The sequence below is a fragment of the Paenibacillus gallinarum genome (assembly GCF_014836635.1).
Taxonomy (GTDB): Bacteria; Bacillota; Bacilli; order Paenibacillales; family Paenibacillaceae; genus Paenibacillus; species Paenibacillus gallinarum.
Genome location: NZ_JACSQL010000001.1, coordinates 92,861 through 108,826 on the forward strand (window position 1 = coordinate 92,861; position 15,966 = coordinate 108,826).

13 protein-coding genes and 1 pseudogene are annotated in these 15,966 nt (G+C 40.7%); 8 read left to right on the forward strand and 6 right to left on the reverse strand.

What is annotated here, in order from left to right; all coding sequences use genetic code 11:
* Positions 1 to 149: 149 nt before the first annotated feature.
* The 3 genes and pseudogenes from H9647_RS00405 to fdhF form a co-directional block, all read right to left on the reverse strand.
* Positions 150 to 1,192, reverse strand: a pseudogene (locus H9647_RS00405) (P-loop NTPase).
* Between the two features lie 13 nt (positions 1,193 to 1,205).
* The gene (locus H9647_RS00415) at positions 1,206 to 1,682 is read right to left on the reverse strand and encodes a DUF1641 domain-containing protein (RefSeq protein ID WP_191797166.1); all 477 of its coding nucleotides are present in this window, start codon (positions 1,680 to 1,682) and stop codon (positions 1,206 to 1,208) included.
* A gap of 4 nt (positions 1,683 to 1,686) precedes the next feature.
* Entirely contained in the window at positions 1,687 to 4,623 is a 2,937-nt protein-coding gene (fdhF, locus tag H9647_RS00420; RefSeq protein WP_191797168.1) for a formate dehydrogenase subunit alpha, read from the reverse strand.
* A 519-nt stretch (positions 4,624 to 5,142) separates the two neighbouring features.
* Between fdhF and H9647_RS00425 the strand changes: the two genes are divergently transcribed.
* Genes H9647_RS00425 through moaA form a run of 3 tightly spaced genes read left to right on the forward strand, consistent with a single transcriptional unit; the run spans position 5,143 to position 7,348 of the window.
* Complete coding sequence (locus H9647_RS00425) at positions 5,143 to 5,490, forward strand: DUF2294 domain-containing protein (RefSeq protein ID WP_191797170.1); 348 nt, start codon at positions 5,143 to 5,145, stop codon at positions 5,488 to 5,490.
* Between the two features lie 12 nt (positions 5,491 to 5,502).
* Positions 5,503 to 6,303 (forward strand): formate dehydrogenase accessory sulfurtransferase FdhD, encoded by an 801-nt coding sequence (fdhD, locus tag H9647_RS00430; protein ID WP_191797172.1) that lies wholly within the window; start codon positions 5,503 to 5,505, stop codon positions 6,301 to 6,303.
* Between the two features lie 28 nt (positions 6,304 to 6,331).
* A complete protein-coding gene (moaA, locus tag H9647_RS00435; RefSeq protein WP_191798584.1) occupies positions 6,332 to 7,348 on the forward strand; it encodes a GTP 3',8-cyclase MoaA in 1,017 nt (338 codons plus the stop codon).
* Positions 7,349 to 7,404: 56 nt separating this feature from the next.
* On the opposite strand, the gene H9647_RS00440 is transcribed toward moaA, so the two are convergent.
* Positions 7,405 to 7,662, reverse strand: coding sequence for a hypothetical protein (locus tag H9647_RS00440; RefSeq protein ID WP_191797175.1), 258 nt, complete (start codon positions 7,660 to 7,662; stop codon positions 7,405 to 7,407).
* A gap of 564 nt (positions 7,663 to 8,226) precedes the next feature.
* On the opposite strand from H9647_RS00440, the gene H9647_RS00445 reads away from it, so the two are divergent.
* From H9647_RS00445 to H9647_RS00455, 3 genes are all read left to right on the forward strand, one after another.
* On the forward strand, positions 8,227 to 9,204 hold the full coding sequence (locus tag H9647_RS00445) for a ring-cleaving dioxygenase (protein WP_191797177.1): 978 nt from the start codon (positions 8,227 to 8,229) through the stop codon (positions 9,202 to 9,204).
* A 149-nt stretch (positions 9,205 to 9,353) separates the two neighbouring features.
* On the forward strand, positions 9,354 to 9,947 hold the full coding sequence (locus H9647_RS00450; protein ID WP_191797179.1) for a nitroreductase family protein: 594 nt from the start codon (positions 9,354 to 9,356) through the stop codon (positions 9,945 to 9,947).
* 148 nt (positions 9,948 to 10,095) lie between these two features.
* Entirely contained in the window at positions 10,096 to 10,365 is a 270-nt protein-coding gene (locus tag H9647_RS00455; protein WP_191797181.1) for a phage holin family protein, read from the forward strand.
* Positions 10,366 to 10,475: 110 nt separating this feature from the next.
* Here H9647_RS00455 and H9647_RS00460 read toward each other — a convergent pair whose 3' ends face one another.
* Positions 10,476 to 12,221 carry a glycine betaine ABC transporter substrate-binding protein gene (locus H9647_RS00460; protein ID WP_191797183.1) on the reverse strand — a complete coding sequence of 582 codons (1,746 nt, stop codon included), beginning with the start codon at positions 12,219 to 12,221 and terminating at the stop codon, positions 10,476 to 10,478.
* Complete coding sequence (locus H9647_RS00465) at positions 12,199 to 13,416, reverse strand: quaternary amine ABC transporter ATP-binding protein (protein WP_191797185.1); 1,218 nt, start codon at positions 13,414 to 13,416, stop codon at positions 12,199 to 12,201. The genes H9647_RS00460 and H9647_RS00465 overlap by 23 nt, the downstream gene beginning before the upstream one ends.
* Positions 13,417 to 13,857: 441 nt before the next feature.
* On the opposite strand from H9647_RS00465, the gene H9647_RS00470 reads away from it, so the two are divergent.
* Together H9647_RS00470 and H9647_RS00475 are read left to right on the forward strand one after the other, a co-directional pair.
* Positions 13,858 to 14,421, forward strand: coding sequence for a GbsR/MarR family transcriptional regulator (locus H9647_RS00470; protein WP_191797187.1), 564 nt, complete (start codon positions 13,858 to 13,860; stop codon positions 14,419 to 14,421).
* A gap of 178 nt (positions 14,422 to 14,599) precedes the next feature.
* Entirely contained in the window at positions 14,600 to 15,781 is a 1,182-nt protein-coding gene (locus tag H9647_RS00475; RefSeq protein WP_191798585.1) for a LolA family protein, read from the forward strand.
* The last annotated feature ends 185 nt before the right edge of the window (positions 15,782 to 15,966 follow it).

Consider the following 15,966-nt stretch of genomic DNA (forward strand, 5'->3'; position numbering starts at 1 on the left):
ATTTAAATAGTTTACAATGAAATTGATTTTATCGTTACCTGGGAACGCCTTGCTATTTATTGATGAGGCATATGACAAAAGAGATTAACATTCATATAAAACGAAACCCCTGACTCATTAATGAGCCAGGGGTTTATAGCTTTCTTTTACTATTGATAAATAAGTTCCTCTGCAAGATGAGTAAATACTTCACCGATCACCGAATCCTCGTCATAGACGGAGGAGCCTGTATTCTCCTCAGGCTGAGCAAAAGGCACTTGAGCAATGATATGGGAATGAAGCTCCTCTGCTAATTTTTCTGCACCGCCTTGACCGAAGAGATAGTTCTTTTCACCGTTCGATTCAAAGTAGGCCATATTTTCAACCACACCAAGAATCGAGTGTTTGGTATGCTGAGCCATGACTCCCGCACGAGAAGCGACATGGGAAGCAGCATAGTGAGGAGTGGTCACTATGATCTCTTGCGCTTGTGGAATCATAGCTGCCACATCAATGGCGACATCTCTTGTACCGGGCGGTAAATCCAGCAAGAGATAATCGAGTTCACCCCAATGGGTATTCGTAAGGAAATTACGAATCCATTTGTTCAGCATCGGGCCGCGCCACATGACAGGCTGGTTATCTTTTGCAAAGAAGCCCATCGACATCACTTTTACCCCATGACTTTCGGCCGGAATCGCCGTTTGGTCAATCATGGTTGGCTTTTGGTCGATCTTCATCATCGCAGGAATACTAAACCCATAAATATCTGCATCTAAAATCCCCACACGTTTCCCAAGCCGGGCAAGAGCTGCGGCTAAGTTAATCGTAATCGTAGACTTACCGACACCACCTTTACCGCTTGTCACTGCAATGAAGGTAACACCAGACTCAGGCAGAAGCATTTTCGGCATACCTTGTTCTGTAGCATTTTGTGTTTTTAATGAAGAGGTTATCTTCTGGCGTTCTTCATCTGTCATGGAACCAAACGTAATCGAAACGCTGGATGCACCGATTTCTTTTAGTGCCTGTTCAATATCCTGCTGTATCTTTGCTTTTAGCGGGCAACCTTAATGGTTAAAATAACGTCCAGCGAGACATGCGTACCGTCAACCTGTATATTCCGAACCATATTAAGGTCAACGATACTTTGATGAAGTTCCGGGTCATGAATATTCTTTAGTGTTTGTAAAATTTGTTCATTTGTCAGCATATAAGAAACCACCTTATTTTAAGCCTTTGCCGAGCCCTTTTAAAAAGTGGATTCCAAAATTTAAAGAGCGATTGACATCTGGATCATTTAATAGTTTTAAAAGTTTGAAGGCACTAATCTTTTCATCTGATTCAATAGCTTTGTTTGCTTCATCCAGTCCTGTAGTCAGGCTATTGATAAGTTTCGTTGTTGTTTCAGGATCGATTTCAGATAGTGCTCCAGCCGCACCCATTAAGTTGTTGATCATATTCGTAACCGGTTTACGAGCCAATTGACTAAGGGCCACATGAGCGACATCTTCTTTTGCTTCTAGCAGTTTAGTAGCTGCTTCTAGCGCTCCGATATCATTTAATTCTGCCATGATCGAAAAGACTTGTTGCACCATGTCTTCATTCTCGGACAAAAGCTGTTTTAAATTCTCTAACTTTTCTTCCTTTTGTTGTTCTTCCGTTACTTGTTGTTTTTTAATCGTTGTAATTGGCGCAGCCATGTGGTCACTCCCTTTCGTTAGTCGTTGTTAAATGTACGTATCCAGGACGATTCCATTTACGCTCGACTTCAACGCCATTTTGTGGATGACGTTTTTTATAACGTGGATTAGTCCTCGGAAGCGGATTTTTCCCTTTTGGTTTCAGTACTTCGACACGTACTTTTGTTTGTTTATAAGCCGGTGTAGATGTATTAATGTCTGCAGCCGGACCGGTTAAGAAATTAATAGCTGAATCTTTACTAACCGAGTTCATTGGTAAAAATAGTTCGTTTCCTTGTACCCGATCGGTTACTAGGGCATTTAATTTTAATGCACCATACGGAGATACGAGACGAAGTAGGGCCCCATCTTCAATACCGCGTGCCTTGGCTAGTTCTGGTGAAACCTCTACAAAAATCTCAGGTACTTTGGATTGGATCCCTTTTGATTTATTCGTCATGTTTCCTTCATGGAAGTGTTCCAGCATACGGCCGTTGTTAATAAGACAGTCATACTGAGCTTCATATTGGGCAGGTTTTACCCAATCATGTAAAGCAAAACGTGCCTTTTTATCAGGGAAGTTAAATCCATCTTCATAGAGTAAAGGTGTATCTTTTCCATCCAGGCTACCCCAACAGAAACTGCCCCAATCGGCGAGAACATCATAGTTAGCTTGAGAGAAGAGGGGAGATAGGCTAGCCATTTCATCAAAAATCTCACTTGGATGACTATAGTTCCAATCTGCACCTAAACGGCGTGCTACTGCCTGAAGGATTTCCCAATCGGCTTTTGATTCACCTAGCGTGGGTAACACTTGATAGAGACGCTGCACACGGCGTTCTGTGTTGGTGAAAGTACCTTCTTTTTCAAGCGATGGTGCTGCTGGTAAAATGACGTCTGCGTATTGTGCTGTACGTGATAGGAAGATGTCTTGTACAACAAAGAAATCGAGTTGCGAAAGAACTTTATCTACGTGGTTTGAATCGCAGTCGACAAGAGCCATATCTTCGCCCACTAAGTACATAGCTTTCATTTTACCTTCAATAATTGCATCTAACATTTTCATGTTTGTACGACCTGGTTCTGGCTTGATTTTTACACCATATGCTCTTTCAAATTTCTCGCGTTCCGCATCGTTTGTCACTTTTTGATAACCTGGCAATAGGTTTGGAAGTGTACCCATGTCGCACGCACCTTGCACATTGTTATGACCGCGAAGAGGGTAGGCACCTGCACCAGGGCGACGATAGTTACCCGTAGCGAGAAGTAGATTTGAGATTGCTGCTGATGTGTAGGAGCCGCCTGTATTTTGGGTAACACCCATACCCCAAAGAACACAGGTACCGTCTGCATCACGAATCATTTCCGCAACGTGAATCAGCGTATCTTTTGAAATACCGGTCGTCTCTTCCGCGTATTCCAATGTGTACTTTTCAAGCACTTCGGTGAACTCATCAAAGAAATGTACATTTTCATTAATGAAGGCTTCATCATGCCAACCTTGATCAATGATGTATTTGGTAACCGCCATGATCCATACTTGGTCTGTGCCTTGTTTTGGACGGATGAAGATATCAGAACGCTCCGCCATCTCATGTTTACGAATATCGGAAACAATTAATTTTTGTCCGTGTAGCTTATGAGCACGTTTTACTCGAGTCGCTAAAACAGGGTGACCTTCTGCAGGGTTTGCTCCAACAATGATAACAAGGCCAGCTTTTGCAATATCTTTAATCGTTCCAGCGTCACCACCCATACCAACGGTGCGTAGTAATCCGTCTGTAGCAGGAGATTGGCAATAACGCGAACAGTTATCGACGTCATTAGTTTCGAACAATTGACGTGCCATTTTTTGAATTAAGTAGTTTTCTTCGTTTGTAATTTTGGAAGATGAGATAAATCCGACTGAACCGGAGCCGTATTCCTTTTGAATGCCGCCAAGTTTAGAGGCAATTAAATCAAGTGCTTCGTCCCATGATGACTCAACAAATTCATCATTTTTACGAATTAGTGGTTTTGTAATCCGTTCTTCGGAGTTGATGAAATCCCATCCGAACTTTCCTTTTACACAGGTAGAGATCGCATTGACGGGACCTACCGAAGGTTGTACTTTTAAAATTTTTCGGTCTTTTGTCCAAACTTCAAACGAGCAGCCTACACCACAGAAAGTACATACGGTTTTTGTTTTTTTCGTACGTTTACTTCGCATGGCAGCTTCGATTTCAGATACAGCAAAGATACCGCTATATCCAGGTTCAACGTCCTTAATTACATTAATCATTGGAGTGAGCATATCTTGTTTGAGTCCAGTCATAAAACCGGCTTCGCCAAGCATCGTTTTTTCCATAAGCGCGTTACATGGACAGACGGTAACACACTGACCGCAGCTGACACAGGAGGAATCGTTAATGGTAGCGCCTTCATCCCAAACTACTCGGGGTCTATCTGCTTCCCAATCGATGGATAACGTTTCGTTCACTTGTAAATTTTGACACACTTCTACGCATTGTCCACATGCGATACATTGATTGGGATCATATCGATAAAATGGATGCGACATATCCACTTGATCTGGTTCTACTTTTGGTTCATAAGGATATTTTTGATGCTCAATTTCCATGAGTTCTGCTGTGTTATGTAATTTACAATCGCCGTTGTTATTGTCACATACGGTACAATACAGCAAATGATTTTCTAGTATACGATCCATTGCTTCGGTTTGAGCAGCCTTTGCCTTCTGGGAAGTAAGCTCCACATTCATGCCGTCTACTGCTTTTGTTGAACAAGAACGAACGAGCTCGCCATTCACTTCAACGATACATGTATCACAAGTTTGAATCGGATCAACAGAGGGTACGTGACAAATTTGTGGATGGGGGATGCCGTTTTGATTAAGGGTATCAAGAATCGATGCTCCTTCTAAAGCGTCATACGGTACGCCATTAATGTTAATTTTAGTCAAGGTTATTTCCTCCTTTTGCTCTAAGAGACTTATATGTTCTCAGGATCATATTTAGGATGAATAATGAATAAAATATGGAGTTAATTATTAGATTTAAAGAAACGGTGAGTAAAAAATAAAAAATCCACCATGAAACAGCATGCAGTAAACATGCTGAATAGCTCATGGTGGATAAAATTAATAGCAGGCCTTGCTAAAAATTCAATCTACTTTTATTTATTATTTATGTAACAATAGAGTTCAAACATTACCTATTCAAACTCCATTGTTTCCACATTGATACATTGATTATAGCTCTTTTTGATAAGAATGTTCAATAATAGCAATAAATTTTATTAATGAGAATGGTTATCAAGTTAAATTATGTAATGTAATTTAGAGAAAACATGGGTTAGAATTTGTAAGATAATGGACAAAAGCAGGCTTTACTAGTACTATTTATCTGCGAAAGTTGAATAAATTGACCAATCTATTTCCTTTAATTTTATAAAAGTGTATTGATGATGGGGGATCGTTATAATGTCAAAAAAAGTGCATGAATTTAATGACATGATTCGAAAACTACGTAAAGATAAATTTGGAAAAGGACCTGAGCGTATTCATACCGTTTTCGTTGAGAACATGGCTATTTCCACTTTATACGGTAATCTCACACCTACCGAAAAATTTATTGCGAGTACAGCTGACGGATTGAAAATGGTTCACGCGGCACGCACAAGTATGATTCAAGATTTGTATAGTGAATCACCTCCAGAAGGCATGGAAGAACTGATAGGCTCAAAGCTGCTCCATTTATTTTCAGACATCAAAATTGATGAGGACTTTGCTATTTCTGTATTTGTTTTTGAAGACAATATTAGAGAGTAAAGAGGATGCCGTATGGAAAAAGCAGTAACAAGAGAGGTTACACATGTTGAAGGTGAACAGATTCAAGTAAGAGAAGATCTTGTAGTTACAGAATATGCGGTCACTGTTAAAATTAATCAACAAGAGTTTGTTACCATGGTTTGTACACCAGAGTATGTAGAAGATATGGTTATTGGATATTTAGCTTCTGAACGGATCATTCGGAGTTCCACAGATATTGTACAAGTTTGGTATCAAGAAAAAGAAGGTTTTGTACATGTCAAAACCAAGGGTGTTAATCCTTACTCACAACAAATTCAGAATAAAAGATACATCACCTCTTGCTGTGGTATGAGTCGTCAAGGTTTCGTTTTTGCTAATGATGCACTCGTAACCAAAAAAATAGAAGATATTCATGTGCGTATTACAACAAATGATTGTTTTCGGTTAATGCGAGATATGCAAGATTCAGCTGATATTTTCAAAAAAACGGGTGGAGTGCATAATGCATCGCTATGTGATGTGAATGGGATTATACTAAGTCGAATGGATATTGGACGCCATAATGCACTTGATAAAATATATGGATATTGCCTGCGAAACAACATTAGTATGAAAGATAAGATCATCGTATTTAGCGGACGAATTTCATCTGAAATTTTACTCAAAGTATCTAAAATTGGGTGTGAAATTGTGTTGTCGAAATCAGCTCCAACCGAACTAGCATTGCAATTGGCAGAAGAACTCGGTATTACGACGGTAGGTTTTATTCGTCAGAATTCCCTTAATATATATACACATAAAGAGCGTATTCTTTTACCTGTAAATGAATAACTCTTCAAAATGAAAGAAGGAGATTACAATTTCAAATCTACAAGACCAACTACATAGACCTCTAAGAGATTTAAGAATTTCCGTGACAGACCGATGTAATTTTCGTTGTCAGTATTGTATGCCTGCCGAGGTATTTGGTCCAGATTTTGCTTTTTTACCGTCTGATAAAATACTTAGTTTTGAAGAAATCGAACGATTAGTCAAGATTTTCGTCTCATTAGGGGTGAGAAAAGTACGTATTACGGGCGGGGAGCCTTTACTACGTAAAGATCTGCCTAAGTTAATAGAACGAATTCATCGCATCGCTGGAGTAGAGGAGATTGCCTTAACAACCAACGGCACTTTACTAAAAAAATATGCACATGATTTAGCAAAAGCAGGATTATCTCGAGTTTCGGTTAGCTTGGATTCACTAAATGAGGAACGTTTTTTCGAGATGAATGGCCATCGGGGCAAAGTGTCAACGGTATTACAAGGAATAGAGAAAGCGGCAGAAGCTGGCTTACTAGTAAAGATCAATATGGTTGTGCAAAAAGGGAAGAACGAACAAGATATCGTACCTATGGCGAGATTTTTTAAAGAGAAACAGCATATCCTCAGGTTTATTGAATATATGGATGTTGGGAACTCGAATGGTTGGCGGATGGATGACGTTGTATCTAAGAAAGAAATCATTGACCGGATTAACGAGTTCTCACCTTTGAAACCTACTGATCCTAATTATATAGGGGAAGTGGCTACGCGTTATCAATATGAAGATGGTCAGGGTGAAATCGGCGTGATCTCCTCTGTAACCGATTCTTTCTGCGGGACTTGTTCGCGTGCACGGATCTCTGCAGAAGGAAAATTATATACTTGTTTATTTGCAACAGAGGGAACGAATCTACGAGATTTATTACGGTCTGGGGAAGATGATGACTCCATCACCCGGTATATTTCAGAGGTATGGGCAAATAGAAATGATCGCTATTCCGACGAACGAAATGAAGAGACAATGAGAAAAAGAAAGAACTCAAAAATCGAAATGTCACACATCGGTGGTTAGACAAAATAAAAAAGAGAGCAGAAGAATTTCTCTGCTCCCTCATTATCAATATCTAATTAGCGTTGCAATAACACGACCCCGCTGATTGCAGATGTTCTTTTCTTGAAAATGATCTTGAAGCCAACATGCTTATCTAACATACAAGCTAATGAGGTACCAATCCATGCATTGTGTTTTAAACCATATTTACAAGGCTCAGAACTCCCAATGACACGTACGGAGACGATTCTTTTTGGAGAGCCAGGGATTAGAGGGTTTCTTGCCCAAGTAATTAATACAAGGTCAGGTTGTCTAGTAGCTTTTATACTTGTCATTTAATCACCTCTTTTCTTCTAGTATTCTATATTAAATGCAACTAGAGGAAGAAGTGTGCTAGACAAATCTATTAAAAATAAAGAGAATCCATCGAGAATCTATGAATATATCAATTAGTTGTTATACGAAGGAAATATCAATAGAATCAAAAAGGAATGAATTCTGATTGATAGATTAGGGTTCAAAAGAACCAAATTTATATGAAATTGAATGAAGTGACTCAGATCGGTGTAATGATAAGTAGGGAGAAATAAAGTTCTATATAGTTGGGAAATGATCCCGATCTATTTTTCGAAAAAGGTTGACTTTCATTTAGATTAGTAATAAACTTTAGTTAAGCGATTGATAAAAAGTAAGTTACGAACGTCAAGCAATGAATTGCCAAGAGGCATGAATGATTAAAATCCCTGAATGTTAGAGATATGGAATGCAGCTCATTTTCACATCGAAAATAAAGAAGCCATTCGTTATTACTTCGTCGAACATATGGGATTTGATTTTTAATCATATATCTTAAATTTGTAATACTTTAATTAGAGGTAATTAAAAGGCAGGGATAAACAATGAACCATTTAAAAGGGATTCACCATGTAACAGCAATTACGAGTAACGCTGAGAAAAATTATGAGTTTTTCACTTATGTCCTGGGTATGCGGTTAGTGAAAAAAACAGTAAACCAAGATGATATTCAGACGTATCATTTGTTCTTTGCAGATGATAAAGGCAGTGCAGGTACGGATATGACATTCTTTGATTTTCCTGGTATCCCCAAAGGCACCCATGGTAATGATGAGATCTACAAATCTTCTTTCCGTGTTCCTACCGACAAAGCGATTGATTATTGGAAAGAACGCTTTGATCGCCTTGGAGTAAGTCATTCCGGAATTCAAGAGCTGTTTGGGAAGAAAACATTGTCTTTTGTCGACTTTGATGATCAGCAGTATCAATTGATCTCAGATGAGTTGAACAAAGGGGTTCCTTCCGGAACGCCATGGCAAAAAGGTCCGATCCCACTAGAGTATGCGATTACAGGACTAGGTCCTATCTTTGTACGCTTCTCCCAGTTTGATTATTTCAAAGAATTGATGGAGAGAGTGCTTTTGTTTAAAGAAATTGCACAGGAAGGAAATCTTCATTTATTTGAAGGAGGCGAAGGTGGAAATGGAGCCCAGGTTGTCGTTGAAGACAACACGGAACTCCCGCCAGCTCGTCAAGGATACGGTACGGTTCACCATGCTGCATTCCGGGTTGAGAACCGGGCTGTGCTTGATGAGTGGACATCTCGTATGGAAAGCTTCGGCTTTACTACTTCAGGTTATGTAGACCGTCACTTCTTTGAATCCTTGTATGCAAGAGTAACTCCGCAGATTTTGTTTGAATTTGCAACAGATGGTCCTGGTTTTATGGGGGATGAACCTTATGAAACGCTGGGAGAGAAATTGTCTCTGCCGCCATTCTTGGAATCGCGCCGTGAGCAAATTGAGCGAGATGTTCGCCCGATCGACACGATGCGCAGCGATAAAGTTTTCAATAAGGAGTAAACTTTATTATTTCGGTCAAACTCGAAATGAGTTGATGAAATATTAAAGTAAACTGCAAAGATTTTATCGTTGGAGAATCGATAGACCCTTTACAGGATCCTTTGAAAAATATAAATACATTATATTCAATTAATAGGAGGAAATTTATTATGAATTTTTTTGAAGCAGTAGAAACACGCCGTTCCGTATATGCACTTAACAAAGAAGTAAAGGTGTCTGACGATCGTATTAAAGAAATCGTTGAGCATGCAGTAAAACACGTACCATCTTCATTCAACTCCCAATCCACTCGCGTTGTGGTTCTTTTCAAAGGCGAACACGAAAAATTGTGGGACATGACAACAGAAGTACTGAAAGCAGTTATGGGCGATGCAGACTTCTCCGGAACTCAGCAAAAAATGGATATGTTTAAAGGTGCTTATGGTACCGTATTGTTCTTCGAAGATCAAGCGGTTATAGCTGGCTTGCAAGAAGCATTCCCTGCATATGCAGAGAACTTCCCAATCTGGTCTGAACAAACTTCTGGTATGCACCAATTCGCAGTATGGACTGCTTTTGCTACAGAAGGGGTCGGCGCTTCCTTGCAACATTATAACCCACTGGTTGACGAAAGAATTGCTAACGAGTGGAACGTTCCTGAATCTTGGAAACTTCGTGCTCAAATGCCGTTCGGTGGTATTGCACAACCAGCTGGCGACAAAGAATTCAAATCGCTGGATGAGCGCATTAAATTCTTCGGCTAAGTTTCTACCTAGTTTCAGCCATTCCTTTATCTTCGGATGAAGGGATGGCTTTTTATTTGTAAACATTTCTACTGCAGGTACTGTTCGTCCACTATTCTGCATACATAACTTTATATCTCAAAATGCAGAAAAGAGGGGAGTGGGCGATGTGGAGTGGAGTGTGATCTGGGATCTTATTGACCCGCGTCTAGTTGGGGTGGTAGCCGCTTGTTGGGTCGTGGGATTTATTCTTAAATCTACGCCGGCTATACCGGATTGGACCATTGTATATTTCGTTGTTATTGTTGCTGTACTGCTTACAGTCTGGATGCTGGGCTGGTCTCCGGATTCAGTCGTGCAGGGGATTCTAGCCGGATCTTTCTCTGTATATGGACATCAGGTGGTTAAACAGACGCGCAGTATTGGAAGAGAAAATTAGGGTAATGGGCTGATAATGAAGCATGAGCAAGATAATATAACAAAAAAACCGTAACCCAGTAGATAAGGGTTACGGTTTTTTTGTTGAAATGCTTTTTATAATTAAAAGATTTATTTCAAATCTTCAATGGAGTCGACATCCATGTAAGCTGGAACAGTAAGTCCTGTTTTTGCACCTTCCATATTCACACCAACATCTTCGACTTTGTCAATGTAACGATCGTAGTATGCTGCGGAAGTGACAGGCATCCATGCTGCCAGGGTTGCATCCACATCTCCAGCTGCGACACCAGTCCACATTGGACCCATCTCTACTTGAAGGGAAGTTACATTGTAACCAAGTTCCTCTTCGAGAATATATTCCACGAGATTTGTGCTTGCGATTTCGGAGTCCCAAGCTACATAGCTAAGTTTTAATGTCTCACCATTCGAAGACCGGAGACCTTTTGTCCACTCAGCGACTTTGTCTTTATGAGCTTCAGCCCATTCTTTTGCCGCTTGCTGTGGATCGGAGCCGTCCTGGATAGCAATCATCATTTCAGCCATCTCTTCAGCAGTCCAGTTGAAGCGATCCAAGAACTCGTAGGCTGTCGGATGATCTTCTTTGAGTCCTTTACGGACAATCGTACGAATTTCTTCTGCTTCTCCATAAGATTTAAGCGGATCTTCAAGGAATTTCAGATCATATTTGTTGAACATCCAGTGCGGAGTCCAGCCCGTTATGATAATAGGCTCTTCATTCTTCAGTGCTTTCTCCAGCATCGCTGTCATTGCGGAACTGGAACCTTCCACAAGCGTCCAATCTGTCAGATCATAATCTTCCAGTGCTTGTTTTGTAGAAGTCATGATACCGGCACCAGGGTCAATACCCACAATCTGATAATTTACTTCTTCGCCAACTGCGTTGCGTTCTGCACCATCAGCAGCATTATTACCTACAAAATACTGAGAAAAACCAGCGATAAGTACAATAGCTGTAGCAGCCGAGATCATCCAGATCCGCTGTTTCGAAGTAAAGCGGCTGTGTTTCTTCTTCCCTGGCTTACCTACCAGATTTTGCGAGAAACGGTCGAGCACGATCGCGAGTACAACAACGACGAGCCCTGCTTCAAATCCTTTACCAATCTGAAGTTGTCCAACTGCACGGTATACCTCAGCACCAATACCTTGTGCCCCAATCATTGACGCGATTACGACCATGGATAGTGACAACATAATGGTTTGGTTAACACCACTCATTAGTGTTGGCATGGCTAGCGGAAGCTGCACTTTAAATAGCTTCTGAGTTGAAGTTGAACCAAAAGCGTCAGCCGCTTCGACAAGTTCCGTGGACACTTGGCGGATACCAAGATGTGTCATACGAATCGTTGGCGGGATGGAGAAAATAACAGATGCAATAACACCCGGTACAACACCCAGACTAAAGAAAGTAACGGCTGGAAGCAGGTATACGAACGCAGGCATCGTCTGCATTAGATCGAGGATCGGAGTAACCACTCTTTCCACGCCGCGGCTATACGCCGACAGAATACCAAGGGGTACACCGATCACGACGGATACAATCCCTGACGTTACGACGAGTCCCAGTGTATCCATGGATTGCGTCCAGTAACCTAGGTTATAGATGAGCAGGAAGCCAATTACCGTGAATGCGGTAAGTTTCCATTTTCCGAGTATATAAGCAAGAACACCAAAAATGATAATAAAAAGAAAAGGGTGGGGCAACAAAAACAGCCCCGAGAAAAATCCGACGACACTTTCGATAATAGTCGAAATGACGCCGAAGAATCCGGAGAGTGAGTCATTTAGCCAATTAACTGCGGCATCTGTCCACTCAGCTATGGGTAACTTCGGCATGAGATGGTTCCTCCTTCGTTGTAACTTCGCCGCCAAGGGCTCCGAGCAGTGCGCCTCTTACGATAACGCCTACGATTCTTCCATTGTCGCCTACTACGGCTACAGGAACTTTGGCAGAGCTTGTAATTTCAAATAGATCATTCATCATCGTTTCAGGCGGTACTTGAGGTCCGTCTGTAATGAGAATATCTTGTAATGTTTTTCCGTCTTTAAAGGCCTGAACAGCATCTTCCGCAGTGATAACACCGAGCAGTTTTTTAGTACGGTCGATGACAAACAGATTAGATATACCACGTTCACGCATCAGCTCAAGTGCTACACGAGGGCCGCGATCGAGTGTAATGGTCTCTGGTCGGAGCATGACGTGAGAAGCAGTGAGTACTTTAGATAAGTCCACATCCTCGACGAAACGAGCGACAAATGAGTTAGCAGGCTGAATCATAATTTCTTCCGGTGTGCCAATTTGTTCAACAGAACCGTCTTTCATCAGCGCAATTCGGTCTCCAATACGAAGAGCCTCGTCCAGATCATGCGTAATGAAGATAATTGTTTTTTGCATGCGTTCTTGCAGCTCTAAGAGCTCATCTTGCATGTCACGGCGAATAAGTGGATCAAGTGCGCTGAACGCTTCGTCCATAAGCAGTACTTCTGGATCATTAGCAAGGGCTCGTGCAAGACCGACACGCTGTTGCATCCCGCCGCTGAGTTCGCTTGGAAGTTTATCTTCCCAACCTTTAAGTCCTACCAGCTCAAGAGCTTCTTTTGCTTTTTCTCTGCGTATCGCTTTATCTACTTTTTGAATCTCCAAACCATATTCGACGTTATCGAGTACAGTGCGGTGAGGTAGAAGAGCAAAGCTTTGGAATACCATGCTGATGGTTTCGCGGCGAACTTTTCGCAGCTGCTCTTTGTTCATTTTACGAAGATCTTTCCCGTGAACGAGAATTTCTCCTGAAGTAGGTTCAATCAAGCGGTTGAGCATTCGTACAAGTGTGGATTTACCACTACCAGAGAGCCCCATAATTACGAAGATTTCTCCCTGCTTGATGTCCATGTTGACTTGATTTACGCCAACCGTAATATTTTTCTCTTTAGCCAAGCGCTTTTTATCCCAACCTTGTTCAAGAAGCTTAACTCCCTCTTGAGCATTAGGACCAAACAGCTTACTTACATTTTTCACTTCTAGTATGGTCATGCTTATCTTTACACCCCTTTTTCTATAACGATATAAGCTTTATTTCACTTAATTTAAACATTTGCCTTTGCTATTGTAACAAAATGGTTCTATACTTTCAATTGTACATTCCGTATGTTAAGTTTGTACAGTAAAAACTGTACGGATTGAATATTCGGAAAATACGCATATTTTCTTGAGTATTCTTCATTTATTGAGGAATAGCTACGCATAAGACATCTTTACTTTTTATATTGCTTTTTTTAAAATAGATCATGACATTTAACAAAAAATGTGATCTATTTTATCGATTTATTAATTTGCTTTATAGATTGTCCTTAATGTAATTCTTTTATGATTCTGGTTATTCGAACCAAGCGAGTGAGAATATTTCAGTTATTTATTTGAACAGTAAGCGTTTTTATAAATGTAGGATTAAGGGTAGAATGGGAGGTTACAAGCATGAGCTTGGACCAATTAAATGAAGAACAACAATTAAAAGTAATGAATATTCGTAAGCGTGTCATTCAAACCGTGGGTAAAAATATGGAATTGTACGGACTCACTTCTTCTGCTGGCCATCTATATGGACTTCTCTTTTTTGCGAATCAACCCATGACGCTTGATGATATGGGAAGAGAAATGGAAATGAGTAAGACCAGCATGAGCACGAGTGTACGTAATCTTCTTGATCTTCAAATGGTAAATAAGGTATGGAGTAAAGGCTCTCGTAAGGATCAGTATGAAGTGGAATATGACTGGCATCAGACCTTTATGGATTATTTCACTATTAAATGGAGACAAGCAGCAGAGAGTAATCTTCTTTCATTTAGAAAAGCAATCGAAGAATTGAATAGGCTTTTAAAAGAGCATGTTGAAGATGAAAAACTTTACGAGATCCTATCTAGAGATAAGAAAAAGATGGAGGGAGCCGTAGCTTATTACAAGTGGCTGAACCGTTTAATCGATGCCATGGAATCGGAAGAAATTTTTCAGCTTGTTCCTAAAGAGGAATCGGATAAGTAACCGTTGAGTTCATGATAAGTCTCACTTTCTACCGCAGAAGGTTGAGGCTTTTTTTGTGTGTTTCAATCCATTTTAAATATTCATTTCTCCAGCTTGTCAGGCCAGTCTGCATAAATCGAACAAGTCCCTCATAAACATGTATCAATCAGTCGAAAACAGTGTTAAAGGGGATGATGTCATGCGCCGGATATCATGGATTATTGCCATGGTACTGTGCTTTTCAGGTCTGCTTACGGCTTGTGGACCAAAGGATGCAGAGTCAGTAGTAAAAGATTTGAACGAGGTCGTAGGAGAGCTAGAAAGTTACAAAGGTTCGGGTGTAATGACACTTTATTCTGGAGAAACACCACAGGAGTACAAAGTAGAAGTATCGCATCAAAAACCTTCTTATTATCGTATTGCATTAACGAATGCTAAGAAAAACATCACACAAATTGTGCTACGTAATGATGATGGCGTATTTGTTTTAACACCGAGCCTGAATAAAAGTTTCCGGTTCCAAAGCAACTGGCCGGACGATCAGGGTCAAGTCTATTTATATGAAACCCTTGTCCGCAGTATTATTGGCGATAATGCCCGTCAATTCGCAGATGAAGAAGACAGTTATGTGTTTGACGTAGCTGCCAATTACAATACTCATTCGCTAGTTCGTCAGAAGATTTGGCTGGACAAAGAAAATTATTCGCCAAAACATGTTGCTGTATCGGATGCCAACGCTAACGTTGTTGTTGATGTAAAATTTGATACATTTGAATTTGGTGCAAAGTTTGAAAAAGATTCTTTTGATATGCAGAAGAACATGTCGGCTGGTAATGGAGAGGCTCAAGCTCCGGAAGCAGGCAGCACCCCTACGATTAATGAAGATGTGAATACACCGGAAGTATCTGCTCCTGAAGAGCAGGATCCTGGAGTAGACGTTTCCGATCAGCCTGAACTAGGGCAGCCAGGTGACGAGGTTGGGGGAGAAGTGAATCCGGATGACAGTGCGAGTGCGGAAGAAGGAGCATCAAGTAATCTGGGAGACTTTGGAGTCATCGAACCAACATATCTTCCGAATGGGGTAAACATGAAAGGCGAGCCGACGATTATGGAAACGGAAGATGATTATGCAGTCATGTTACGTTTCGAAGGAACCTATGACTACACTATTATTGAAGCAAGACCACAAGACAGGGCCTCTTCCTATGCTGCAACAACACCTGTAGATCTTGGCTTTACGATTGGTATGATGACCACAGAATTACCTCAGACGTTGACATGGTTTGATGAAGGAATGGAGTACCGTATTACTAGCGATAACCTACCAGTAGCAGAAATGGTACAAATCGCCGCTTCTATGCAGGACCAATCGGGTAAATAATAGTTGAGACAGGCGGATACCGAATATTTACGAAGCTTTTCTTCGTAAATTACACGGCTGTTCGCCTCTTTTTTATCCGCAGATTGTAGGCAAAATGGGGTTTGACGTCGAATATAGCAATAAATGTAATTCCTATTCCTTACAGGAATCAAATACCTTAGCCAAAGGCATTTGACAGTCGACTT